Here is a 22,460-nt window from a genome sequence, read left to right on the forward strand (position 1 = left end):
CGGCTCCGACCTCGCCGGAACAGACCAGAGCGACCAGCCGCTCGAAGCCCGGACGCTCGCTGCGGCCCGATCCGGAGCGTCCCAGATCATCGTCGATCACGGTGACCGAGGCAAAGCCCTTGGCCTGCGCTTCCCCAGCCAGATCGTATTGCCGGCGCTGGCTTTCGAGATTGCCCATGACCTGGGCCATCGTCGACTGGCGAACATAGACGACGGCCGCGCGCCGCAGATGCTCAGTGGTGATCCGGGCGCTCATGGAAGCCTCCTTGGCGTGTTGGACGTTCGGCCTGAGCAGCGTCTAGGAGAAGCTCGGCGAGGGCTTCGACAATCCCCTTCAGGGTCGGGGCCACGGGCGGCTGTGCTTTGCGGGGCTCCAGCGCCAGAGCGAGCTGGGCCCGGGAGCGATGGCGGGGTCTTGGCATGACCGATCTCCTTCTGCGAAGGACCAGATCGTGCACCATGGCGGCGATTCGTCGTCCACGACGCAAGCACAGCGACCAGCTCGGCAAGGCCCTCGATGCTGACCTGGGGAGATCCCAAGCTCATGCCGGCGCAATAGGCCTGATCGAGCATCCAGTCTGGCAATTCCCGCGAGAGGTCCGGCCGCTCCTGGGTATAGACGAAGCTCAAGGCCTTACCGCGCCGATACCGCGAGACCTGAACGGTCTGTCCGAACAGCGGATGCCAGGGATACGCAATGGTCGCAGATCGAAAACCGTATGCTCTATGTCGCTTGTTGGCCCGAGCACATGATCGAGCTGTTCCACGGCTACACCTATTCCGGCCACCCGCTCGCCTGCGCGGCGGCGCTCGCCACCCAGGACATCTACCGCGACGAGAAGCTGTTCGAGCGGGCCAAAACCCTGGAGCCGGTCTGGGCCGACGCGATCCATTCGCTGAAGGACCTGCCGAATGTGCTCGACATCCGCACCATCGGGATCGTGGCCGCCATCGACCTCGCCTCGCGTCCCGACGGCGTGGGCAAGCGCGCCTACGAGGCCATGGACCGGGCCTTCGGCGAGTTCGGCCTGATGATGCGCGTCACCGGCGACACCATCGCGCTCTCCCCACCGCTCATCATCAGCGAGGAGCAGATCGGCGAAATCGTCGAGAAGCTGACCAAGGTGATCAAGGCAGTGGCGTAACGCTCCACATTCTCCCTCGCCATGGCCGGGCTCGTCCCGGCCATCCCGCTTTCAGACTCATCGCCCTCATCCTGAGGAGCAGCCGTGAGGCTGCTCCTCAGGATGAGGCCGCGCGAGACGATCGGGATCACTGGGACAAACCCGGTGATGACGGCGGAGGGTGCAGTCGGAGGGTGCGAGGGCCGAATGAAACCGCAAGCGGAACCAGGCGCCGGCGACCCATCGGGATCACCGGCACAGGGCCGGCGATGAGCCGGAGCGCGCGAGGGCCGAACGGCGAAAGTTGCCGATATGGCGACAAGCCTTGCCCCTCCCCGCCGCAGGGAGTAGGACCGCAGCACATTTTTCCAATCCAACGGCTGCTGTAAAAACCCATGTCCAAGGCCGACAAGATCAAGGCCCGCGCCCCGCGCGGCTTTGCCGACCGTACTCCCGCCGACCTCGCCGCCACCGAGCGCATGCTCGCGGCGATCCGCGACTCCTATGAGCTTTACGGCTTCGAGGGCGTCGAGACGCCCTTCGTCGAGTACACCGACTCGCTGGGCAAGTTCCTGCCCGACCAGGACCGTCCCAACGAGGGCGTGTTCTCGTTCCAGGACGACGACGAGCAGTGGCTGTCCCTGCGCTACGACCTGACCGCGCCGCTCGCCCGTTACGTGGCCGAGAACTTCGATGCCCTGCCGAAGCCCTATCGCAGCTACCGGGTCGGCTGGGTGTTCCGCAACGAGAAGCCGGGCCCCGGCCGCTTCCGCCAGTTCATGCAGTTCGACGCCGATACGGTCGGTGCAGCCTCCGTCGCGGCGGATGCGGAAATCTGCATGATGGCCTCCGATACGATGGAGAGGCTCGGCCTCAAGCGCGGCGACTTCATCATCAAGATCAACAATCGCAAGGTTCTCGACGGCGTGCTCGAAGCCATCGGCCTCGGCGGCGAGGACAAGGCCGATCAGCGCCTGACGGTTCTTCGTGCCATCGACAAGCTTGATCGCCTCGGTCCCGAGGGCGTGAGCCAACTCCTTGGCGCGGGCCGCAAGGATGAGAGCGGCGATTTCACCAAGGGCGCGGGCCTCGAGTCCGAGGCCATCGCGCGCGTGCTCGCCTTCACGGATGCCGAGGGCGCGAACAATGCGGCGACGGTCGAGAACCTGCGCAGGGTCGTGGGCTCGTCCGCCCGCGGCGTCGAGGGCGTGAACGAGCTTGCGGAGATCGCATCGCTCGTCGCCTCCTCGGGCTACGAGGATCGCGTGACCATCGATCCGTCCGTGGTGCGCGGTCTCGAATATTACACGGGCCCCGTCTATGAGGCCGAGTTGACCTTCCAGGTCCAGGACGAGGACGGGCGTCCCGTCCGATTCGGCTCTGTGGGAGGCGGCGGGCGCTATGACGGCCTCGTGGGCCGCTTCCGCTCCGAGCCGGTTCCGGCCACCGGTTTCTCCATCGGCGTCTCGCGTCTTCTCTCGGCCCTGCAGATGGTCAAGAGCCCCATCGTCGCCGGGGCCGAGAAGCCCGGCCCCGTGGTTGTGCTCGTCATGGACAAGGACCAGATCGCCGCCTACCAGCGCATGGTTTTCACCCTGCGCCAGGCCGGCATTCGCGCCGAGCTCTATCTCGGCTCCTCGGGCATGAAGGCGCAGATGAAATATGCCGACCGGCGGCAGAGCCCCTGCGTCGTCATCCAGGGATCCAACGAGCGCGAGCGCGGCGAGGTCGAGATCAAGGACCTGATCGAAGGCGCCAAGGCGGCCCAGGCCATCGCATCCAACGAGGAGTGGAAGGCTGCGCGTCCGGCGCAGTTCTCCGTTTCCGAACCGGATCTCGTCAAGGCGGTGCGCGAGGTCCTGGGCCGCCACTTCGGATAAGCTTGGCCTTTCGGGAACCCCTGTGGTTTCATAGGGGTTATCTCCCAAGCTTGACCATCAGGAGATGAATATGCCGAAGGATAAGGACAAGAAGAGCACTGCGAAATCGAAGAAGGGTTCGGGCAAGAGCTCCGGGACGAAGCTGGCGAAATCGGCGAAGAAGTCCGGCCTTATGGATTTGATCAACACGGACCTCGGTCGTGAGATCCTCGCGGATGCCCTGATCGCCGCCGCCGGCGCCGCCGCTGCCGCCCTCACCAAGACCCGCACGGCCAAGAAGGCAGGCTCCGCCCTGGCCAATACGGGCGCACAGGGCGCCGACCTGACCCAGACGGCTGCAGGCGCCGTCGCCGGCGTCGTGACGGAAGCCGCCCGCCACTTCCTGCCCCCCAGCCTCCTGGGCGAAGACGGAGGGGCCGAGAGCGGCGCCAAGTCCGAGCCCAAGAAGGTCAAGTACGTCCAACGCTCCAGCGACCACAGCAAGCGGAAGACGACCAGGGCCAAGAGCGCGAAGAGCGAAACGGCCGAGAAGCCCTGAGTTTCTCATTGCCACGCCGTCATTCGGGCGCGCGCCTCTGGCGCGAACCCGGGACCCATAACCGCTGCCGGCCTACGAATTGACGCAGCGGTTACTCTACCGCTCTTCCTCCAGCCAGATGTTCATGGGCTCCCGGTTCTTCTTCGCAGCCCCGAAACGACGCACTTTCCCGCCCCATTCACCCTTCCCGTCAAAAACAATCGCCTTCCTGGCCGGGCATTGCTAGAGAGCATGCCGACACAAGGATTGGGCAAGGCCAGTGACGGAGACGGATGCCATTGTTGCGCTGATCGCGCTTTTCGAGCGCGAGGGCTATGCGCGGATCGAGCCGCCGGTGCTTCAGCCTGCGGACGTGTTCATCGACCTCTCCGGCGAGGATATCCGGCGCCGTATGTTCGTGACCCAGGACGCCTCGGGCACGGAACTGTGCCTCAGGCCCGAATACACGATCCCCGCCTGCCTCCAGCACCTCTCCCGGCATGGCGCCCAGCCCTCCGGCTATTCCTATGGCGGCCCCGTCTTCCGGATGCGTGCAGGCGAGAGCGGCGAGTTCCTGCAGGCGGGCCTTGAATCCATCGGCCGGACCGATGTCTCGGCTGTCGATGCGGAGATCCTCGCCCTCGCCCTGGACGGCCTCAAGCAGATCGACGGCCCCGCCCCCATCGTGAAGCTGGGCGACATGGGCCTTCTCCACGCCCTGATCGATGCCCTGGGCATCGCGCCCGCCGCCAAGCGGCGCGTGATCCGGGCCATCGTGTCGGGCCAGGGATTGGCCAGCCTCGCCGAGCCCGAGGGGCCGGGTGCCCAAGAGCATGCAGGCCTGCTCGCCGCCATCGAGGGCCAGGCGCCCCAGGCCGCCAAAGCCTTCGTGGAAGACATCCTGTCGATTGCCGGCATCGCCCGCGTCGGTGGGCGCAGTGCAGGCGAGATCGCCGAGCGCTTCCTGGCCCGCGCGGCGAACCGCACCGGCCTGTCCGACGAAGCGCGGCAGGTCCTGGAGCGCTATCTCACGATCGTCGGCGATCCGGACCAGGCGGCCCATGCGGTCCGGACCCTCGCCAAGGATGCGGGGCTCGACCTCAACGGGGCGCTCGCCACCTTCGAGGAGCGGACCGGCTTCATGGCGGCCCGAGGCCTCGATGTGAGCGCCTTCTCGTTCGCCGCCACCTTCGCCCGCAATCTCGACTACTACACGGGCTTCATCTTCGAGGTGCAGGATCCGCGCCGCCGCGACGGCAAGCCCATCGTGGGCGGCGGACGCTATGACCGCCTGCTCGAGCATCTCGGCGCCGAGGCTCCGATCCCGGCGGTCGGCTGCTCCTTCTGGCTCGACCGCATCGTGGGGAGGCCCTGATGACCGATTCCCCTCTCATTCTGGCCGTCCCTTCCAAGGGACGCCTGCAGGAGAACGCGGCTGCGTTCTTCGCCCGTGCCGGCCTCGTCTTCACCCAGTCCCGCGGCGTGCGCGACTATCGCGGCACGCTTGCCGGGGTCCCCGATGTGGAGGTCGCCTTCCTGTCGGCTTCCGAGATCGTGAGCCAGCTCGCCAGCGGCACGGCCCATCTCGGCATCACCGGCGAGGATCTGATCCGCGAGCAGATCGCAGATGCGGACGAGGCGGTGGAGATGCTGACCCCGCTCGGCTTCGGCCATGCCAATGTGGTTGTCGCCGTGCCGCAGGCCTGGATCGACGTGCGCACCATGGCCGATCTCGATGAGGTGGCGGCCGATCTTCGCGCCCGTCACGGCACCAAGATGCGGGTCGCGACCAAATACGTGAACCTCACCCGCCGGTTCTTTGCCGAGCAGGGCGTGGCGGATTACCGGATCGTCGAGAGTCTGGGCGCCACCGAGGGCGCGCCGGGCGCGGGCTCGGCGGAGCTCATCGTCGACATCACCACGACCGGCGCGACGCTTGCGGCCAATGCGCTGAAAATCCTCGAGGACGGCATCATGCTGCGCTCCGAGGCCAACCTCGTGGCCTCGGAGCGCGCTCCCTGGACGGATCGGGCGCGGGCTGCCGCGACCGCCGTGCTGACGCGCATCGCCGCCGAGGAAGAGGCGCGCACGAGCCGCGAGGTGCGGGCGGCGCTCGATCCGGCCCGAGCCTCCGCGCTCGTGTCGCTGGCGAAGGACCACGGCGCCGCGCTACCCTATGGCAATGCTCTGGGCCGAGAGGTCGTGCTGCATTGCCGAGCCGCGACGGTGTTCGAGATCGTGGCGGCCCTGCAGGGCATCGGTGCGCAGGACATCACGGTCCGCGCCTTCGACTATCTGTTTCGCCCCACCAATGCTCTCACCGAGCGGCTCCTGCGGCGGATTGGATAGCATGATCCTGCAGTCTCTTTCACGGAGACTTCAGGTTTCGTGCGTTCCATTACGTGAGAGACAAGACAACATCACCTTGGGCGTTGCCTCAATGCTCAAGGCCCCTTATGGTCCCTGCGTTTTTTTCGATGAAGAGGTTCCGATGAACGCCCTTCGACTTGCGACATTCTTGGCGGCCCTCGCTACCGTCTCCATGGCTCACGCCCAGACAGCCGCGACGCTCGGCCGGCCGGTTGGCCCGACCCGCCAGGTGGACAACAAGGTTCCGCAGCCGGGTGAGGGAGGCAAGATCTTCCCGCTGAACTCCTCTTGGGTGGCCGTCAGCCTGAACGGCAAGCCCTTCTCCGGCGACCGCCCGAGCTTCAAGCTCGATGATCAGCTCCGAGCCACGGGCTTCAGCGGCTGCAACACCTATGCGACCGCCGCCTATCCCCTGCGCGAGCAGAGTCTGGCAGTCGGCCCCTTCGCCCTGACGAAGAAGAGCTGCGACAAGACCACCATGGCCATCGAACAGGCCTTCCTCGTGGCGCTCCGCTCCTCCGGCAAGTGGGACATCCAGGGCCGCAACCTGATCATCCGCACCCAGAACGGCGGCGAACTGCGCTTCGAACGCTCGCTCTGAGGCATTCGCTCTATTCGAACGAAGGCCGGCTTCACGCCGGCCTTTTTCGTTGTCCTGGTCATTGCCGGCCGGAGATGGCGCAGCCATCCCAGGGGAAGGAATCCCTCAGCTCGGTGCGCGTGGATGAATCCCCTCCCCTCGCCTTCGGCTTGGCCTGAGGATGATTCCCATACCGTCATGCCCGGCCTTGTGCCGGGCATGACGAAAGTATTGGAGAGGCTTACTCGGCGGGCTCGGCCTGCCGCAGGTCGACAGGGGTCGAGAGGCCGCCTTCGGTCTTCTTCATGTCGATGCGCCGGTCGTGATAGGCGGCGAGTGTCGAGCGGTGACCGATGGAGACGACCGTCGTGTTCGGCAGCTTCTCCCTGATGATGCGGTAGATCTCCGCCTCCGTGGGCTCGTCCAGGGCGGCCGTCGCCTCATCCAGGAACAGCCAGTCGGGCTTGGCGAGAAGTGCGCGGGCAACCGCGAGGCGCTGCTGCTCGCCGAGCGACAGGGTCTGTCCCCAGTTGCGCTCCTCGTCGAGCCGGTCCGCGATCTGCGGGAGCTTGGCGATGCGCAGGGCTTCCGCCATCTCGGAATCCGTGTAGGCGTCGACCTTGCTCGGATAGGTCACGGCATCGCGCAGCGTCCCGATCGGAATGTAGGGGCGTTGCGGAAGGAGCATCATGCTTTGCCCCTCCGGCACCTGGATCTGCCCTTCGCCGAAGGGCCAGATGCCCGCGATGGCACGGAAGAGGGTCGATTTGCCCGAGCCCGATGGACCCGTCATCAGGGTGCGCTCGCCCGGGCGGAAATCAAGCTCGTCCGTGTGCAGCAGGGCGCTCCCATCGGGCAGTCGCACGTCGAGATCCTCCAGGTGCAGCTCACGGCCTACCTTCGGAGTGATCGCCAGCTTGCTATCGCCACCGACGCGCTGAGCGGACGCAATCGCGCCCTCGAACGTGGTGAGACGGTCGAGCACGGCCTTGTAGTCGGCAAGCGTCGTATAGATCGTGATGAAGTAAGTCAGCGCCGACTCCACCCGTGAGAACGCGCCCACCACCTGCTGCATCTGGCCCAGTGAGATCTTGCCGACGAAGTAGTAGGGCGCGGTCAGGATGTAAGGCACCACCACGTTGGCCTGGAAATAGGCCGAGGTGAAGGTGTTGAGCTTGATGAGGCGGAACACGATCCGCATGTAGTTATCGACGATCTGTCCGAACCGTCGTCCAAGGCCTTCCCGCTCGGCCGACTCGCCGGAGAGAAGCGCGACCTGCTCCGCGTATTCGCGCAGGCGTGCCAGGGAGAAGCGGTAGTTCGCCTCCACACGCTCCTGCTCGAAGTTCAGAGCGATCAGCGGTCGACCGATGAGGTGCGTCACCCACGTGCCGAGAATGGCGTACCCTGCGCAGACCCACACCAGCAGACCCGGTATTTCCACACTCGTCCCCGGAAAGGTGAAGCCGGCCGAGATGGTCCAGAGGATGGCCACGAAGGAGACGAGGGTCGCGGCCTGGTTCATCAGGCCGACGGACAGGGAATAGGTGCTCTCGACGAACTTGCGCAGGTCTTCCGAGATACGCTGGTCCGGATTGTCCGCGCCACGGCCCATGATCTGCATCCGGTAATGCGTCCCGTCGCCGAGCCACTCGCGCAGGTAATAGGTGTTGAGAAAGGCACGCCAGCGGATGGTGAGCACGTTCTGCAGCAGCACCTCGGTCAGCGCGATGGCCACGAACACGGCTGCCAAAGGCGTGAAGATGACGAAGAGCTGATACCAGAAGGCCGCGGCATCCTTGGCCTCGAGCGCATTGAACATGTCGCGCGAAAAGAAGCTGAGACGGACGTTGAGCGCGACCTGAGCGAGATTGATCGCGATGAGAATTCCGATCATCCAGGTGCCGATGACACCTTCGCGAGCCCGCACGAGACCGATGAAAGGGATGCGGATGACGCTATCGGCCTGGGAGGCGAGATAAAGATCGGTGATGCGGCAGATGGTGCGGACGACGGGAACGTAGGACAGGCCATAAATGATGGCACCGAAGCCCGTCGCGCCAAGCGCGGCAGACGGCGGCGGAACATATCCCGTGTAGTCGCCCGTGATCACTCCTGCGGCTGCACCGAGGACAAGCGCCACAAGCACAAGGTGGGTCGCCGACAGCATCACAACGAAGATGCGCAGGAACTTGGGAATATCCCGTCCGACGAACACGATCCCGGCGAGGGCCAGGGTCGAGAGGGGCAGGTAGAACGGAACCGCAGCCGCCCCGGACAGGGAAGCCACCAGGACGCCCAGACCTATGAGTGCCAGCGCAATGCTCGCCTTGATCATACATATCTCCTGCCGAGATCCCGTTCTCGGCTCCATAGAAACCTGGAGAAGCCGGATCAATCGTGCTTGTGGCGAAAGAAAGGAGGAACTTCCTTCCGGCACAAGCGATAGCAGCCTTGTGAGAAGAGCAATAGGCGGTTATTGGCCTATCACGTTCGACAAAACAGATTGTCCTGTTTAAAGAACGAAAAGGTTGACTTAGAGAACGGGATGTTTCATGTGTCATTTCGACATCCCTACGTCACTGGAAAAGGCGACCCCATGAACGCCCCTCTTGGATATCTCGGCGAGCAGACTGCCCAGCGCCTGATCCCGGCGGAGCCCATCGTGCGCCTGGAAAAGGCATCGAAGACCTTCCCCGGCCGTGACGGCCAGCCCGTGACGGCGCTGCAGGAGATCAACCTTGCCGTGCCCCAGGGCTCCATCCTCGGCGTGATCGGCCGTTCCGGCGCGGGCAAATCGACCCTGATCCGGCTGGTGAACGGACTCGAAAAGCCCACCTCCGGCAAGGTGATCGTCGACGGCGCCGATATCGCGGCCCTTCCCGAGGCCGCCCTTCGCCATGCCCGCCGCTCCATCGGCATGATCTTCCAGCACTTCAATCTGCTCTCCTCGCGCACGGCGGCTCAGAACATTGCCCTGCCGCTCGAGGTCGCGGGCTATGACAAGGCCGAGATCAAGACCCGCGTCGAGGAGCTGCTGGCCCTCGTCGGCCTGTCGGACAAGCGCAACCGCTATCCGTCCGAGCTCTCCGGCGGCCAAAAGCAGCGCGTCGGCATCGCCCGTGCGCTCGCCACCAAGCCCAAGGTTCTCCTGTCGGACGAGGCAACTTCAGCCCTCGACCCGGAAACCACCCGTTCGATCCTCGACCTGCTCGGGCGCATCAACGACGAGCTCGGCCTGACCATCCTGCTCATCACCCACGAGATGGCGGTGATCCGCAACATCGCCCGCGAGGTCGCGGTGATCGAAGGCGGACGCATCGTCGAGCAGGGCGACGTGTTCGAGGTCTTCACCCGTCCGCAGCACGAAGTCACCCGCTCCTTCCTGGCCGACGAGTCCGGCCGCGCGCTGCCGCCCTACGTGCAGAGCAGGCTTCGGCCCGAGGCGACGCCCGGCAGCCAGGCGGTCATCCGGATCGGCTTCCGCGGTCCGCATGCGACCGATCCGGTTCTCGCGCGGCTCGCGCGCGATCTCAACATCGAGACCAACATCCTGTCGGGCTCGGTGGACGAAATCGCAGGCCGCCCCTTCGGCACCCTCGTTGTCGGCGTGCCGGAGCAGTTCCTCGCCACTACACTCGATTTCCTGAACAAGCACGGTCTCGACACGGAGGTCCTCGGCCATGTCGCCTGAGATGATCCGCCTCATCGCCAACTCCACTGGCGAAACCCTCTACATGGTCGCGGTCGCGGCGCTGATCGCAACGGCCTTCGGCCTGCCGCTCGGCGTGTTTCTCGCCACGTCCGGCAAGGGCGAGCTCTTCGCCGCGCCCTGGGTCAATCGCGTGCTCGGCGTCGTCGTCAACGCCACGCGCTCGACGCCGTTCATCATTCTCGTCGTGGCGATCATTCCCTTCACGCGTCTGATCGCCGGCACGTCCATCGGCACCAACGCCGCCATCGTGCCGCTGACGATCGCTGCCACGCCTTTCATCGCGCGTCTCATCGAAGGCGCGATCCGCGAGGTCGACCAGGGACTGATCGAGGCCGCGCGCGCCTTCGGCGCAAGCCCGCTGCAGATCGTCGGCAAGGTGCTGATCCCGGAAGCCCTGCCCGGCATCGTTCTCGGCCTCACGCTCGCAATCGTTTCACTCCTCGGCTTCTCGGCCATGGTGGGCGCAGTCGGCGGCGGCGGTCTCGGCGATCTTGGCATTCGCTACGGCTACCAGCGCTTCATGCCCGAAATGATGCTCGCCGTCGTGGTCGTCCTCATCGTTCTCGTTCAGGCGGTGCAGAGCATCGGCGACCGCCTTGCGCGCAGCCTCAACAAGCGCATCCGTCACGCCTGACCCTTCAAGAAAATATCGTACAAGGAGTACCAACATGTCCCTGAAGAAGCTGGGCCTCGCCGCCCTCCTCTCGCTTTCGGCCCTGCCGGCTCTCGCGCAGACGCAGACCGTCCGCATCGGCGCCACGCCCGGCCCACACGCGCAGATCCTCGAAGCCGTGAAGCCGATTGCCGCCAAGAAGGGGCTCGACATCAAGATCGTCGAGTTCTCCGATTACGTGGTGCCCAACACGGCTCTGGCCGGCGGCGACATCGAGGCGAACTCGTTCCAGAACCAGCCCTATCTCGACAATCAGGTCGCCGACCGCAGTTTCAAGATCGAGAGCGTCGCGCTCACCGTGAATTTCCCGATCGGCATCTACTCGAAGAAGCACAAGAGCCTCGAGGCCCTGCCCAGCGGGGCGACGATCTCGATCCCGAACGACCCGACCAACGGCGGCCGCGCGCTCATTCTTCTGCAGGACAAGGGCCTCATCAAGCTGAAGGAAGGCACGGGCTACAAGCCGACGCCGCTCGATGTCACGGACAACCCGAAGAAGATCAAGTTCGTCGAGATCGAAGCCGCCCAGGGACCGCGCGTTCTCGACGACGTCGATGCCGCAGTCATCAACACCAACTACGCGACATCGGGCGGCCTAGATCCGGTGAAGGACCCGATCGCCCGTGAGAATCCCAAAGGTCCTTATGTGAACATCATCGCGGTGCGCAGCGAGGACAAGGACAAGCCCTGGGTGAAGGCCCTCGTCGAGTCCTACCACACGCCCGAGGTGAAGCAGTTCATCGAGGAGAAGTTCAAAGGCTCCGTGCTCACCAGTTGGTAAGCGACGCATTCCTTCCGCATCCGAAGGCCGGGCTTCAAGCCCGGCCTTTTTCGTATAGAGCCCTCGGCATCCAACCCTGAATCGAGACTGAAAGTTCAACCAATGCCGCCTTGACAAAGAGCCGGCTAAGCTTCCTCATCGGACGGTCCTTAAAAGGCAGAACCGAAAGTCGGGCCTATGTAGCCCGATCTCTCAGGAGGAAATCTCATGCGATTGTCACTGCTGGGCCTGGCCCTCACGACGACACTCTGCGCGGCCCCCCTCGTCGCTCATGCTCAGGCGCCGATCACTATCTATTGCTCCATTCTCGAAGAGCAGTGCCGCGTGGGCGTTGCAGCCTTCGAGAAGGCGACGGGTGCGAAGGCCACGATGGTGCGCAAGAGCACCGGCGAAACCCTGGCGCAGATCCGGGCTGAGGCATCGAATCCGCGCGCCGATGTCTGGTGGGGTGGACCTGGCGATTCCCACATCCAGGCGGCCGAAGAAGGGCTGACGGTCGAATACAAATCGCCCAAGCTGCCGGAGCTGCACGATTGGGCCCAGCGCTTCGCCCAGCAGGCCGGGTATCGTGCGACGGGAACCTATCTCGGCGCACTCGGGATCGGCTACAACACGAAAGTGCTTGAAAGCCGCGGCCTGCCGGAACCGAAGTGCTGGGCGGATCTTCTCGATCCCAAGTACCGTGATGAAGTGCAAGTCTCCGACCCGAACTCGTCGGGCACGGCTTATGTCTTCCTGGCTTCGCTCGTCCAGCTGATGGGCGAGGACAAGGCCTTCGATTACATGAAAGGCTTGCACAGGAACGTCAATCAGTACACCAAGTCGGGGGCCGCACCCGTCAAGGCCGTTGCCTTGGGTGAAACCGGAATCGCCATCGCGTTCATGCACGACATGGTGACGATGATCGCCGATGGGGCTCCCGTCAAAACCCTCGCGCCCTGCGAGGGCACAGGCTACGAGACCGGTTCGATTTCCGTCGTGAAGGGCGGCAAGAACACGGACATGGCACAAAAATTCGTAGACTGGGCCCTCTCGGCCGAGGCTCAGAAACTCGTGGGCGCGGACCTGAAGATCTACTCGATCGCGTCCAACAAGAATGCGCCGGTTTCTCCGGATGCGCCAAAACTCTCGGAGATGAAGCTGATCAACTACGACACGGCCAAATACGGCTCCGTGGCGGAGCGGACGCGGCTGCTCAAGAAGTGGGATGCCGAGGTCAAGTCGGCTCCGAAATAAGTTGGGCGGGCAAGCTCTCACGCAGTGGCCGGGCGTCGTGCCCGGCCATTTTCGCATGTAGCCTATTTCTGGCGCGGCTCCTTGTTTTCACCGGCGGTCACGAGTTCCCCGGAGCGCTTGGCTCGGACGGCTTCCAGCAAAGTCCAGGCGGCGTCGCGGATCGGGCGTGCCCTTCCGCGCTTCTGGAACGGACAAGAGGAGCTCCTGTCACAAGGAATTGGTGTGCCAAGCTTGCAACGCGGGGTGGCCATGCCGGTTCCGGCATGGCGCTGGCCCGGGACGATCACTATTTGCTTAGTCCCTATGAGCCCTACCTTTCTGCCGCACAATCAATGGAGCAGTCCATGTCGACCATACCCACTGTCCGCCTGAACGATGGAAACGCCATGCCGCAATTCGGCTACGGCGTCTGGCGGGTCTCCAACGAGGAAGCCGCGAGCGCTATCGGCGAGGCCATCAAGGCAGGCTACCGCTCCATCGATACGGCGGCCATCTACGGCAACGAGGAAGGAGTCGGACAGGCCATCAAGGCAGCGCCGGTCTCGCGTGACGAACTCTTCATCACCACGAAGGTTTGGAACGACCGTCACGGCTATGACGAGACGCTGCGTGCCTTCGACGAGAGCCTGGCGCGCCTCCAGCTCGATCACGTCGACCTCTATCTCATCCACTGGCCCGTCGCGGGCAGCGAAGCCTATCTCGATACTTGGCGTGCATTGACCAAGTTGAAGCAGGATGGACGCGCGAAATCCATCGGCGTGTCGAACTTTATGGTGCAGCATCTGCAGCGGCTGATCGATGAGGCCGGCGTGACGCCGTCCGTCAACCAGATCGAACTGCATCCCCGCTTCCAGCAGACGGAACTTCGCGCGTTCCATGCCAAGAACGGAATTATCACGGAGTCCTGGAGCCCGCTTGGACAAGGCACCCTCATCGCCGATGAAACCCTAGCTGCAATCGGGCGCAAACATGGCAAAACACCGGCTCAGGTCATCCTGCGCTGGCATCTCGACAACGGCCTCGTCGTCATTCCGAAATCCGTGACGCCCTCCCGCATGCGCGAGAACATCAGCGTGTTCGACTTCAAGCTCGATGCGGAGGATATGCGCGCGATCGAAGGCCTCAATGATGCTTCCGGCCGTGTCGGGCCCGATCCGGCGGTCTTCGGCTGAAGATTGCAACGAATGCTACAGGTGGCCCTTCGCAGGGTCGCCTGCAGCCTCGAACTGTTTGAAGATCGCTTCGGCGATCGGCAGGAGCTGAGTCCGATCCGCTTTGGCCGAGACCACGTAAGACAATCCCTTGTCGATCCAGGAGAATGCGGAGACACCGCCCTGCTCTTCGAAGCGGAAGGATGTCTGCGCCTCGCTTCCACCGGAGCGGGCATAGAGAGTGAGGCGATCGCCGCCTACATTCTCATACATGAATTGCGCGGCGGCCTCGCCGCTGTCGGGAAGCAATCTGCCCCCGATGAGACGATAGCCTTGGGCATTCAGGTTCGGCGCCGTCAACGGCTTGCCCACACGGCGCGACAGCCATTGCACGAGATGCGCCTCCTGATCGGCGGGAACTTCCACAGGATGCAACCGCTCGCTGACATAGATGCGATGCGCCGCGATGGCGTTGTCGGCAACGCTCATAGCCTCTGTCTGCATCTGCGCGCGGGACGCCCACCAGACCCCGCCCCAAGCTCCAAGGATTCCGCCGATCGCAAGCCACGCCAATGCGGCGGCGTAAGCGGCCGGACGAACCAGCGGAGAACGGCGTTGGGCTGCAACGAGATTGGCAATGCGCAAGCGTGAAGGAATGGGCTCCTGAGCCTTGAAGGCGAGCCGTGTGCGCAAGGCCTCGCGGTGCTCGATCTCGCGCTCGACCTGTTCGGCCGTCGCCGAATGATCGGCGAGATACGCCCTCACCGCCTCGAGCCGCGAAGGTGAGAGCCTGCCGTCGACGAAAGCCTGCAGATCGTCTTCTCCGATGGGTCGCTCGCCCGTCACTTCACTCTCCTCAAGACGGCGCCGCGCCCGGTCTCCATGAAGTCCCGCAGCCGCGCGCGCGCCCGGCTTAAGCGGGACATCACCGTGCCGAGCGGGATGTCCAGCACCTGCGCGGCCTGCTCGTAGGATAGGTCCTCGACGCCGACCAGCAGCAGGATGGAGCGCTGCTCCTCCGGCAAGGCATCGAGCCCCTTCAGAACGTCGTGCAGACCGGCATGGCTCTCCGGGCTCATCCCGGGCGCCGGAACATCGTTCAGGGCCTCTTCTCCCACGCGGGTGCCGCGCGCCTTGCGCCGGCGCAATCCGTTGATGAACAGGTTGCGCTGGATGGCGAAGAGCCACGCTCTCAGATCGCCGTCGCGCCGCTGGTTCCAGCGGCTGATCGCACGCTCCAGAGTGTCCTGGACGAGATCGTCCGCCGCCTCGCAATCGCGCAGAAGGGCCCAGGCGTAGCGGCGCAAGCCCGGAATCTGCGGCTCGAGAAGGGAAGCGATCTCGTCCAAGGTCAATTCTCACGCATCAGGCATCATTCAACGATGAACCTGCTCGTCCTGCAAGCCCAGAGCATCGGACCCGAAAGTGGACACCACTTTTTGGCGCGATGCGCTAAGGCGCAGCGATATGCCAGACGTTGTTGACGCCATCGCCCGTGACCTCGCCGGGCTTTGTATCCTTGACCCAGAGATAGAGCGGCTTGCCCTTGTAGGCCCATTGCTTGGAACCGTCGTCGCGGGTCACCACGCTCCACTCGCCCGATGCGGCGGCCCCGCCAGCCGCCATGAGCGGCGGCCAGTTCTGGGCGCATTGGCCGTTGCAGGCCGACTTACCCATCGTGTCGCGGTCAAAGGTGTAGAGAGTCATGCCCTTGGCGTCGACGAGAGCCTTGCCCTTGCTCGTATCCGCCACCTTCGCAGGGGTTGCGGTTTGCGCGAGCGCGACGGACGCGGCGACGAGGGCTCCGGTCAGGATGGCGTGACGCAGAAACAGCTTCATGGGTGTCCTCCCGAGGTCGATGGTGACCACGCCTTTAAGACACGCCACGCTTGGCATTATTCCCGGCATCGGGAAATTTTCTTCACCGTCCCATCGCGTTGAAGCCGTTTTCGTCGATAGGCTCGCGCAGCTCGATCCGATGGCGGCCGTTGTCGCGGATCTGGGCCGTGCGAAAGCGGCCGTCAAGCTCGTCTTCGGGATTTTGGAGAACCTCCACGCCCGCCTTCCGCAGGCGCTCGATCTCCTTGTCCACATCGGGGACGAGCACGCTCACGACGGGAGCCTTGGTCACCTGAACGGTCGCAGTCGTATCGGGCTCCGACGGCAGGATGTGATCGGCCTCGTTGATTTCGAGCAGGAACCCGCTCCTCTCCATCACGGCCCGTCGTCCAGGAACGAGGCTCTGACTGCCGAGCAGCCGGAAGCCCAGCTTGTCCTGATACCACTGAACGCTCTCGTCGAAGTCCGGCGTCCGAATCGAAGCTGAGCTCGGTCGCGGAGTGGATGCCGATTGCGCCTGGACGGAAGGTCCCGTCGAAAACAGGAAAGCGCCGATGAACAAGAGAGCCAGAGCCTGCAGGATGTGGCGCAATCGGCGAGACATTGAGGCGGAGCATGCTTTCACGGATCGTCCCTCATCGGCAAACGGAACTTAGCCGTCTACTTCCATGAACGCCCGTCGGTCCAGATCGTTCTTGGGGCTTCAGGTATTCTCGGAACGCATCAGCTTGAGGAGCAGAGCGGCCAAGTGCGTGGCCTCCTCATCGGTGAGCTTCTCACCAATGGACCGGTTGATCGCCGGGCCATAGACACCCCACATGCGCCGCTGCAGCGATCGCCCCTCTTCCGTGATCTCGACCAGTTGCCGCCGCTTGTCGCCCGGATACGGGACGCGGCGCACGAGCCCCTCGGTCTCCATGCGGTCCAGGAGGCGGGAGAGGTTGTATTGCTCGAAGAGTCCCGCGTCCTCGATCTCCCGCGGCGAGGAGCGGCCATCGGGCCGACGCTTCAGGTGAAGGAGCACATCGTACCAGGACAGGCTGGGAAAATCGGCGCCTCGCAGCTCCGCCTCGATCTGGCCGACCACCTCCCTCCCCGCCCGGACCAGATGAACCCAGGCGTCGGTGACCGAATCCGACGGCTCCTGCATGTCTTGCACCACGGCAAAGCTCCTCTTGTTTCTATGCAATTGCATCATGTTTGACATTCCCATGCAAGTGCATATAAATATCTATGCATCTGCATGGAGTTTTCCGATGGCACATCACACCTCCTCAAGCACCGCCTATGGGGTTCTTCTCCTCCGGGTTTCCCTGGGCGTCATGTTCATTGCCCACAGCCTTATCCTGAAGCTCATGACCTTCACGCTTGCAGGCACGGCGCAGTATTTCGAATCCCTCGGACTTCCCGCTGTCCTGGCCTACGCCACGTTCCTTGCCGAGCTCGCCGGCGGGATCCTGCTGGTTCTAGGCGTCCAGACCCGTTGGGTGGCGCTGGCTCTCCTGCCCATCCTCGCCGGAGCCGCCTGGGTTCATTCCGGCAATGGCTGGGTCTTCTCCGCCGCCGGCGGAGGATGGGAATATCCGCTTTACCTCATCGTGCTCTCGGTGGCACAGGCCCTTCTTGGCGACGGCGCTTATGCACTTAAGCCCTCCTCCCGCCTCCCCCTTCCTGCCGCCCAGGCTGCCCTGAAGCCCGCTGCCTGAATCTTCCATAGAAAAGGACCACTCCCATGAAGCTCTATTATGCTCCCGGCGCCTGCTCGCTCGCTCCCCACATCGTGGCTCGCGAGGCCGGCCTTCCGGTCACCCTCGAGAAGGTGGACCTCTCGAAGCATCTCACGGAGACCGGCGCGAACTTCCGCACGATCAATCCCAAGGGCTACGTGCCCGCCATCGCCCTGAACGACGGCTCCGTGCTTACGGAAGCGGCGGCGATCATCCAGTATCTCGCCGACCAGCAGCCCGGCGCCGGCCTCGCGCCCGCGAACGGCACCACGGAGCGCTATCGCCTGATCGAGTGGCTCACCTTCATCAGCTCCGAGATCCACAAGGGTTTCGGCCCGCTCTGGAACCCCGCCACGCCCGATAGCGTGAAGTCTGCCACCAAGGATCGTCTCGCCAGCCGCTTCGCTTATCTCGACGAGATTCTGGCCAAGCAGCCCTACCTGATGGGAGAGACCTTCACGATTGCCGACGCCTATCTCTTCACGGTGGTGAACTGGACGAACTTCCACGCCATGGACATCTCGTCTTTCAAGAACCTCAGCGCCTTCATGACCCGCGTGGCTGCGCGCCCCAAGGTGCAGGAAGCGCTTGAGGCAGAAGGCCTGAAGCAGGCGGCGTAAGCTTCATCGGCCGCACACAAAAAGGCCCCGGAGTTTCCTCCGGGGCCTCTCGTTAAGTCAGAGCCGTTCGGGCAGGACTTAGAAGTCCATGCCGCCCATGCCACCCATGCCGCCGCCGCCCGGCATGGCCGGAGCGGATTCGCGCTTGGGAGCCTCGGCCACCATGGCCTCGGTGGTGACGAGCAGGCCGGCCACCGAAGCGGCGTCCTGCAGAGCCGTGCGGACGACCTTCGCCGGATCGACGATACCGGCCTGGAGCATGTCCACGAACTCTTCCGTCTGAGCGTTGAAGCCGAAGGTGTCCGACGCGGTGTTGTCGTTGATCTTGCCGACAACGATCGAGCCCTCGACGCCGGCGTTCTCGGCGATCTGGCGGAGCGGAGCCTCAAGCGCGCGCAGCACGATCTTGATGCCGGCCTGCACGTCCGGATTGTCGGTCGTGAGCTTCGCAACCGCGCCCTTGGCGCGCAGCAGAGCCGTGCCGCCGCCGGGAACGATGCCCTCTTCCACCGCAGCGCGGGTGGCGTTCAGAGCGTCGTCGACGCGATCCTTTTTCTCCTTCACTTCGACCTCGGTCGCGCCGCCGACGCGGATCACCGCGACGCCGCCTGCGAGCTTGGCCAGACGCTCCTGCAGCTTCTCACGGTCGTAGTCCGAGGTGGTCTCCTCGATCTGCGCCTTGATCTGCGAAACGCGGGCCTCAATGTCGGCCTTCTGGCCGGCGCCGTCGATGATCGTGGTGTTCTCCTTCTCGATGCGGACGCGCTTGGCGCGGCCGAGCATCGGGAGCTGAACGGTCTCGAGCTTGATGCCGAGATCTTCGGAGATCGTCTGGCCGGCGGTGAGAACGGCGATGTCCTCGAGCATGGCCTTGCGGCGGTCGCCGAAGCCGGGTGCCTTCACGGCCGCGATCTTCAGGCCGCCGCGCAGCTTGTTGACCACCAGGGTGGCGAGAGCCTCGCCTTCCACGTCCTCGGCGATGATGAGGAGCGGCTTGCCGGTCTGAACGACAGCCTCGAGGATCGGCAGCATCGGCTGGAGCGACGAGAGCTTCTTCTCGTGGATGAGGATGTAGGGATCCTCGAGCTCGGCCACCATCTTCTCGGCGTTGGTGATGAAGTACGGCGAGAGATAGCCGCGGTCGAACTGCATGCCTTCCACGACATCGAGCTCGGTCTCAGCAGTCTTGGCCTCTTCGACGGTGATGACACCCTCGTTGCCGACCTTCTGCATGGCATGGGCGATCATCTCGCCGATGTCCTTGTCGCCGTTGGCCGAGATGGTGCCGACCTGGGCGACCTCGTCGGAGGACTTCACCTTCTTGGCGCGGGACTGGATGTCCTTCACGGCCTCGGCGGTGGCCATGTCGATGCCGCGCTTGAGGTCCATCGGGTTCATGCCGGCGGCAACCGCCTTGGCGCCTTCGCGGACGATGGCCTGGGCCAGAACCGTCGCAGTGGTGGTGCCGTCACCAGCGATGTCGTTGGTCTTCGAGGCCACTTCGCGCACCATCTGGGCGCCCATGTTCTCGAACTTGTCGGCGAGCTCGATCTCTTTGGCGACGGTGACGCCGTCCTTGGTGATGCGCGGCGCGCCGAAGGACTTCTCGATCACCACGTTGCGGCCCTTGGGACCGAGGGTGACCTTCACCGCGTCGGCGAGAATGTCGACGCCACGGAGCATCTTGTCGCGAGCGTCCGAGGAAAACTTAACGTCTTTGGCAGCCATGGGCTATGCCTCCAGTTAAATTGTGAAACTTGAGAGTAGGGCTTTTGGCGGCTCGATCAGCCGACGATGCCCATGATGTCGGATTCCTTCATGATCAGGAGATCCTGACCGTCGATACGCACCTCGGTGCCGGACCACTTGCCGAACAGCACGCGGTCGCCGGCCTTCACGTCGAGGGCAGCAATCTTGCCGCTCTCGTCACGGGCGCCGGGGCCGACGGCGACGATCTCGCCCTCTTGCGGCTTCTCCTTGGCGGTGTCCGGGATGATGATGCCGCCGGCCGTCTTCTCCTCGGCTTCGATGCGGCGGACGACAACGCGGTCGTGCAGCGGACGGAATTTCATGGAACTTCCCCTTTGACGATGGGCGCGGCCCCTTTGGCCGCACCGTGGTCTGCTGGCTGTTAGCACTGTTCGTTGACGAGTGCTAACGCTGGCCGCGAGATAGGCATATGCGACGAGGGAGTCAAGACGCCTGCCTTAAGGTCAGCTTCAAAAAAGTGAGGCTTGACGCTCCATAAGGGCGGGTCATGATCGTTTCATGACCGACCTGGAAGCCATCGGCAAGACCTGCTTTGCCCTTCATGCCCGCATGACGGCCCGGCTCTTGAGCCGGACCTACGAGGCGGCGCTGCGCCCCCTGGGCCTCAAGCTGCCCCAGTTCGGCATCCTCGGCGCCATCGGCCATGGAACGACGGCCTCCGAGACCGTCCTGGCGGAACGCCTGGGCCTGGAGCGGACGACCCTGGTGCGCAACCTGAAGGTCCTGGCCGAGAATGGCTGGATCGAGCCTGTAACGGGGGACGGCCGGGGGCTGCGCCACAGGCTGACGCCTGCCGGGCAAGCCATTCTGGAGGCTGCCATCCCGCTCTGGCAGAAGGCGCAAGACCGGTTGGAAGCCAAACTGAAGGACACCGATGCCGAGGAGGCCCGCAAGGCCATGCGCGCCCTGCGGAAGGCCGCCTACCCCTCTTAAGAACCGTTGCGAAGCCTCCAAGCCTGCCATAGTGTGTACCTGCACAGACGGAGGTGGCGATGCTTGAGCGGGTTCACGGAATCGTATCGCGGGACGTTCTGACGGCCGAGCCGGGGCTCGCCTTCCTGCGCAGCATGCTCGACGGCCGCCACCCGGCTCCACCCTTCTCGCGCACGACCCATGTCTACATGACCCATGTGGAGGAAGGCCGGGTGGTCTTCGAGGGCGAGCCGACAGAGGCCTTCTTCAACCCGCTCGGCACGATTCATGGCGGCTGGACATCCGCGATCCTCGACAGCGCCATGGCCTGCGCCGTCCATACGACCCTGGCGGCCGGCCAGGGCTACACGACGGTGGAGATGAAGCTCAATTTCGTCAGGCCGATCCTGCCGAACATGGGCAAGGTCACCTGCGAGGGCGTTCTGATCCATCGCGGCGGCACGCTCGCAACCTCCGAGGGCAAGCTCTTCGATGCCAAGGGGAGACTTCTGGCCCATGGCACGGAGACCTGCATGATCTTCGATGCGGCTGCGCGCAAAGCGGCCTAACGGCGCGAGGTCAGCATCGCTGCGCCGACGATGAGGATGCCGCCGGCGAGCGTCGCCCAGGTCGGGATTTCGCTGAACACGCCGTAGCCGATCAGCACCGCCCAGATCAGGGCGGTATATTCGAGCGGGGCCAGCCGCGCGGCCTCCGCCTTGGCATAGGCGGTCGCCATGAGCACATGGCCGATCACGCCCAGCACCCCCATCAGCATGAACCAGGCCAGGTGCGCGTAGTTCAGGGACTGCCATGCCCAGATGCCGAACGGCGCGACCAGCAGAAACGGCCCGATGTTCTGAAAGATGACGATGTGCAGGAACTTGTCCCGCTGAGCGCGCTGACGCAGCAGCACGAGGCTCAGCGCATAGGTGATGGCCGACAGCAGCGCCGCGCCGACGCCCAGCCAAGAGCGGGCGGCACCCGCCTCCTCCGTCTGGCCCAGGACAACGACGAGCGTTCCGAGAAATCCGATGCCGATGGCGCCGACGATCCGGGCATCGACCTTCTCCCGCAGCATCAGCATCCCGAACAGGGCAATGAACATCGGCGACAGGAAGGACAGAACGAGGGTTTCGGCCAGGGGCAATTGCCCCAGGGCATAGAAAAAGCTCAAGGCCGTGACGACCGCGATCACGGAGCGGATCGCGTTGGCCGCGACGGTCTCGCGGCTCGGCCAGCCGGGCTTCAGGACGGCCACGACGCCTGCAACTACCAACGAGCCGCAGGCGAAGCGCAGGAAGGCGACCTGGAAGGTCGGGTAATAGACGGACATCCCCTTGATGACCGCATCCATGATGGACAGAACCGCGATACCTGCAGCCGCCCGCAAGGCGGGACCGAATTTCATGATGTCACGACGATGTGAAGGCCGGCGTCCGGGATGAGCGCCGTCAAGGGAAAAGGCTCTTACAGCACTTTCTGCGAGGCTTCATCCTTCTTTTCAGGGCATCGACAGGAAAGCGATCCTCGGGCTACCGCTTAAATTCATGGAGCTTGGCGGA

25 protein-coding genes and 1 pseudogene are annotated in these 22,460 nt (G+C 64.2%); 15 read left to right on the top strand and 11 right to left on the bottom strand.

Features of this window, described 5'->3' with window-relative positions; translation table 11 throughout:
• Positions 1-256 (bottom strand): recombinase family protein (locus FS320_RS10800; RefSeq protein ID WP_192926271.1); only part of this gene is annotated, 256 nt, incomplete at its 3' end.
• Complete coding sequence (locus FS320_RS10805; protein WP_152711471.1) at positions 234-422, bottom strand: hypothetical protein; 189 nt, start codon at positions 420-422, stop codon at positions 234-236. The genes FS320_RS10800 and FS320_RS10805, both read right to left, overlap by 23 nt.
• A 318-nt stretch (positions 423-740) precedes the next feature.
• Between FS320_RS10805 and FS320_RS10815 the strand changes: the two are divergent.
• From FS320_RS10815 to FS320_RS10840, 6 genes and pseudogenes are all read left to right on the top strand, one after another.
• Positions 741-1,145: pseudogene (locus FS320_RS10815) on the top strand (aminotransferase class III-fold pyridoxal phosphate-dependent enzyme); the annotation flags it as partial.
• A gap of 374 nt (positions 1,146-1,519) precedes the next feature.
• Positions 1,520-3,004 carry a histidine--tRNA ligase gene (hisS, locus tag FS320_RS10820; RefSeq protein WP_152711472.1) on the top strand — a complete coding sequence of 495 codons (1,485 nt, stop codon included), beginning with the start codon at positions 1,520-1,522 and terminating at the stop codon, positions 3,002-3,004.
• Positions 3,005-3,074: 70 nt separating this feature from the next.
• A complete protein-coding gene (locus FS320_RS10825; protein ID WP_152711473.1) occupies positions 3,075-3,542 on the top strand; it encodes a hypothetical protein in 468 nt (155 codons plus the stop codon).
• A gap of 259 nt (positions 3,543-3,801) precedes the next feature.
• Entirely contained in the window at positions 3,802-4,896 is a 1,095-nt protein-coding gene (locus FS320_RS10830; protein ID WP_162002929.1) for an ATP phosphoribosyltransferase regulatory subunit, read from the top strand.
• Complete coding sequence (gene hisG / locus FS320_RS10835; protein WP_152711474.1) at positions 4,896-5,870, top strand: ATP phosphoribosyltransferase; 975 nt, start codon at positions 4,896-4,898, stop codon at positions 5,868-5,870. Before FS320_RS10830 ends, hisG begins: the two co-directional genes overlap by 1 nt.
• A gap of 142 nt (positions 5,871-6,012) precedes the next feature.
• The gene (locus FS320_RS10840) at positions 6,013-6,492 is read left to right on the top strand and encodes an META domain-containing protein (protein WP_152711475.1); all 480 of its coding nucleotides are present in this window, start codon (positions 6,013-6,015) and stop codon (positions 6,490-6,492) included.
• A 220-nt stretch (positions 6,493-6,712) separates the two neighbouring features.
• Here the strand turns inward: FS320_RS10840 and FS320_RS10845 are convergent, their stop codons facing one another.
• Complete coding sequence (locus FS320_RS10845) at positions 6,713-8,809, bottom strand: ABC transporter ATP-binding protein/permease (RefSeq protein WP_152711476.1); 2,097 nt, start codon at positions 8,807-8,809, stop codon at positions 6,713-6,715.
• 261 nt (positions 8,810-9,070) lie between these two features.
• On the opposite strand from FS320_RS10845, the gene FS320_RS10850 reads away from it, so the two are divergent.
• The 5 genes from FS320_RS10850 (at position 9,071) to FS320_RS10875 (ending at position 14,048) form a co-directional block, all read left to right on the top strand.
• Positions 9,071-10,165: a methionine ABC transporter ATP-binding protein gene (locus FS320_RS10850; protein ID WP_152711477.1), complete on the top strand. Its 1,095-nt coding sequence runs from the start codon at positions 9,071-9,073 to the stop codon at positions 10,163-10,165.
• Positions 10,155-10,820 carry a methionine ABC transporter permease gene (locus FS320_RS10855; RefSeq protein WP_152711478.1) on the top strand — a complete coding sequence of 222 codons (666 nt, stop codon included), beginning with the start codon at positions 10,155-10,157 and terminating at the stop codon, positions 10,818-10,820. Before FS320_RS10850 ends, FS320_RS10855 begins: the two co-directional genes overlap by 11 nt.
• Before the next feature lie 34 nt (positions 10,821-10,854).
• Entirely contained in the window at positions 10,855-11,640 is a 786-nt protein-coding gene (locus FS320_RS10860; RefSeq protein WP_152711479.1) for a MetQ/NlpA family ABC transporter substrate-binding protein, read from the top strand.
• A gap of 207 nt (positions 11,641-11,847) precedes the next feature.
• Entirely contained in the window at positions 11,848-12,876 is a 1,029-nt protein-coding gene (locus FS320_RS10865; protein WP_152711480.1) for an ABC transporter substrate-binding protein, read from the top strand.
• A gap of 344 nt (positions 12,877-13,220) precedes the next feature.
• Positions 13,221-14,048, top strand: coding sequence for an aldo/keto reductase (locus tag FS320_RS10875; RefSeq protein ID WP_152711482.1), 828 nt, complete (start codon positions 13,221-13,223; stop codon positions 14,046-14,048).
• Between the two features lie 15 nt (positions 14,049-14,063).
• On the opposite strand, the gene FS320_RS10880 is transcribed toward FS320_RS10875, so the two are convergent.
• From FS320_RS10880 to FS320_RS10900, 5 genes are all read right to left on the bottom strand, one after another.
• Entirely contained in the window at positions 14,064-14,873 is an 810-nt protein-coding gene (locus FS320_RS10880) for an anti-sigma factor (protein WP_162002930.1), read from the bottom strand.
• Entirely contained in the window at positions 14,870-15,376 is a 507-nt protein-coding gene (locus FS320_RS10885) for a sigma-70 family RNA polymerase sigma factor (RefSeq protein ID WP_152711483.1), read from the bottom strand. Before FS320_RS10885 ends, FS320_RS10880 begins: the two co-directional genes overlap by 4 nt.
• 103 nt (positions 15,377-15,479) lie before the next feature.
• The gene (locus FS320_RS10890) at positions 15,480-15,866 is read right to left on the bottom strand and encodes a COG4315 family predicted lipoprotein (protein WP_152711484.1); all 387 of its coding nucleotides are present in this window, start codon (positions 15,864-15,866) and stop codon (positions 15,480-15,482) included.
• A gap of 82 nt (positions 15,867-15,948) precedes the next feature.
• Positions 15,949-16,470 carry a VOC family protein gene (locus FS320_RS10895; RefSeq protein WP_152711485.1) on the bottom strand — a complete coding sequence of 174 codons (522 nt, stop codon included), beginning with the start codon at positions 16,468-16,470 and terminating at the stop codon, positions 15,949-15,951.
• A 99-nt stretch (positions 16,471-16,569) separates the two neighbouring features.
• A complete protein-coding gene (locus FS320_RS10900) occupies positions 16,570-17,028 on the bottom strand; it encodes a MarR family winged helix-turn-helix transcriptional regulator (protein ID WP_338105317.1) in 459 nt (152 codons plus the stop codon).
• 94 nt (positions 17,029-17,122) lie between these two features.
• Here FS320_RS10900 and FS320_RS10905 point away from each other — a divergent pair, with 94 nt between their 5' ends.
• Positions 17,123-17,572: a DoxX family protein gene (locus FS320_RS10905; RefSeq protein ID WP_152711487.1), complete on the top strand. Its 450-nt coding sequence runs from the start codon at positions 17,123-17,125 to the stop codon at positions 17,570-17,572.
• Between the two features lie 26 nt (positions 17,573-17,598).
• Complete coding sequence (gene gstA / locus FS320_RS10910; protein ID WP_152711488.1) at positions 17,599-18,213, top strand: glutathione transferase GstA; 615 nt, start codon at positions 17,599-17,601, stop codon at positions 18,211-18,213.
• 78 nt (positions 18,214-18,291) lie between these two features.
• Here gstA and groL read toward each other — a convergent pair whose 3' ends face one another.
• Together groL and groES are read right to left on the bottom strand one after the other, a co-directional pair.
• On the bottom strand, positions 18,292-19,941 hold the full coding sequence (gene groL, locus FS320_RS10915) for a chaperonin GroEL (protein ID WP_152711489.1): 1,650 nt from the start codon (positions 19,939-19,941) through the stop codon (positions 18,292-18,294).
• A gap of 56 nt (positions 19,942-19,997) precedes the next feature.
• Positions 19,998-20,285, bottom strand: a complete 288-nt coding sequence (gene groES, locus FS320_RS10920; protein WP_152711490.1) for a co-chaperone GroES — start codon at positions 20,283-20,285, stop codon at positions 19,998-20,000.
• 196 nt (positions 20,286-20,481) lie between these two features.
• Between groES and FS320_RS10925 the strand changes: the two genes are divergently transcribed.
• Positions 20,482-20,916: a MarR family winged helix-turn-helix transcriptional regulator gene (locus tag FS320_RS10925; RefSeq protein ID WP_152711491.1), complete on the top strand. Its 435-nt coding sequence runs from the start codon at positions 20,482-20,484 to the stop codon at positions 20,914-20,916.
• A gap of 59 nt (positions 20,917-20,975) precedes the next feature.
• Positions 20,976-21,464 carry a PaaI family thioesterase gene (locus FS320_RS10930; RefSeq protein WP_152711492.1) on the top strand — a complete coding sequence of 163 codons (489 nt, stop codon included), beginning with the start codon at positions 20,976-20,978 and terminating at the stop codon, positions 21,462-21,464.
• On the opposite strand, the gene FS320_RS10935 is transcribed toward FS320_RS10930, so the two are convergent.
• Positions 21,461-22,306, bottom strand: coding sequence for a DMT family transporter (locus FS320_RS10935; protein ID WP_152711493.1), 846 nt, complete (start codon positions 22,304-22,306; stop codon positions 21,461-21,463). The genes FS320_RS10930 and FS320_RS10935 overlap by 4 nt on opposite strands.
• Positions 22,307-22,460: the final 154 nt, after the last annotated feature.

This window comes from Microvirga tunisiensis (genome assembly GCF_009296175.1).
Classification (GTDB): Bacteria; Pseudomonadota; Alphaproteobacteria; order Rhizobiales; family Beijerinckiaceae; genus Microvirga; species Microvirga tunisiensis.

Bases quoted from the DNA above. Each gene is read 5' to 3' on its own strand.
- FS320_RS10805 (WP_152711471.1), bottom strand. From the start codon at position 422: ATGCCAAGACCCCGCCATCGCTCCCGGGCCCAGCTCGCTCTGGCGCTG.
- hisS (WP_152711472.1), top strand. From the start codon at position 1,520: ATGTCCAAGGCCGACAAGATCAAGGCCCGCGCCCCGCGCGGCTTTGCC.
- FS320_RS10825 (WP_152711473.1), top strand. From the start codon at position 3,075: ATGCCGAAGGATAAGGACAAGAAGAGCACTGCGAAATCGAAGAAGGGT.
- hisG (WP_152711474.1), top strand. From the start codon at position 4,896: ATGACCGATTCCCCTCTCATTCTGGCCGTCCCTTCCAAGGGACGCCTG.
- FS320_RS10840 (WP_152711475.1), top strand. From the start codon at position 6,013: ATGAACGCCCTTCGACTTGCGACATTCTTGGCGGCCCTCGCTACCGTC.
- FS320_RS10845 (WP_152711476.1), bottom strand. From the start codon at position 8,809: ATGATCAAGGCGAGCATTGCGCTGGCACTCATAGGTCTGGGCGTCCTG.
- FS320_RS10850 (WP_152711477.1), top strand. From the start codon at position 9,071: ATGAACGCCCCTCTTGGATATCTCGGCGAGCAGACTGCCCAGCGCCTG.
- FS320_RS10855 (WP_152711478.1), top strand. From the start codon at position 10,155: ATGTCGCCTGAGATGATCCGCCTCATCGCCAACTCCACTGGCGAAACC.
- FS320_RS10860 (WP_152711479.1), top strand. From the start codon at position 10,855: ATGTCCCTGAAGAAGCTGGGCCTCGCCGCCCTCCTCTCGCTTTCGGCC.
- FS320_RS10865 (WP_152711480.1), top strand. From the start codon at position 11,848: ATGCGATTGTCACTGCTGGGCCTGGCCCTCACGACGACACTCTGCGCG.
- FS320_RS10875 (WP_152711482.1), top strand. From the start codon at position 13,221: ATGTCGACCATACCCACTGTCCGCCTGAACGATGGAAACGCCATGCCG.
- FS320_RS10890 (WP_152711484.1), bottom strand. From the start codon at position 15,866: ATGAAGCTGTTTCTGCGTCACGCCATCCTGACCGGAGCCCTCGTCGCC.
- FS320_RS10895 (WP_152711485.1), bottom strand. From the start codon at position 16,470: ATGTCTCGCCGATTGCGCCACATCCTGCAGGCTCTGGCTCTCTTGTTC.
- FS320_RS10905 (WP_152711487.1), top strand. From the start codon at position 17,123: ATGGCACATCACACCTCCTCAAGCACCGCCTATGGGGTTCTTCTCCTC.
- gstA (WP_152711488.1), top strand. From the start codon at position 17,599: ATGAAGCTCTATTATGCTCCCGGCGCCTGCTCGCTCGCTCCCCACATC.
- groL (WP_152711489.1), bottom strand. From the start codon at position 19,941: ATGGCTGCCAAAGACGTTAAGTTTTCCTCGGACGCTCGCGACAAGATG.
- groES (WP_152711490.1), bottom strand. From the start codon at position 20,285: ATGAAATTCCGTCCGCTGCACGACCGCGTTGTCGTCCGCCGCATCGAA.
- FS320_RS10925 (WP_152711491.1), top strand. From the start codon at position 20,482: ATGACCGACCTGGAAGCCATCGGCAAGACCTGCTTTGCCCTTCATGCC.
- FS320_RS10930 (WP_152711492.1), top strand. From the start codon at position 20,976: ATGCTTGAGCGGGTTCACGGAATCGTATCGCGGGACGTTCTGACGGCC.
- FS320_RS10935 (WP_152711493.1), bottom strand. From the start codon at position 22,306: ATGAAATTCGGTCCCGCCTTGCGGGCGGCTGCAGGTATCGCGGTTCTG.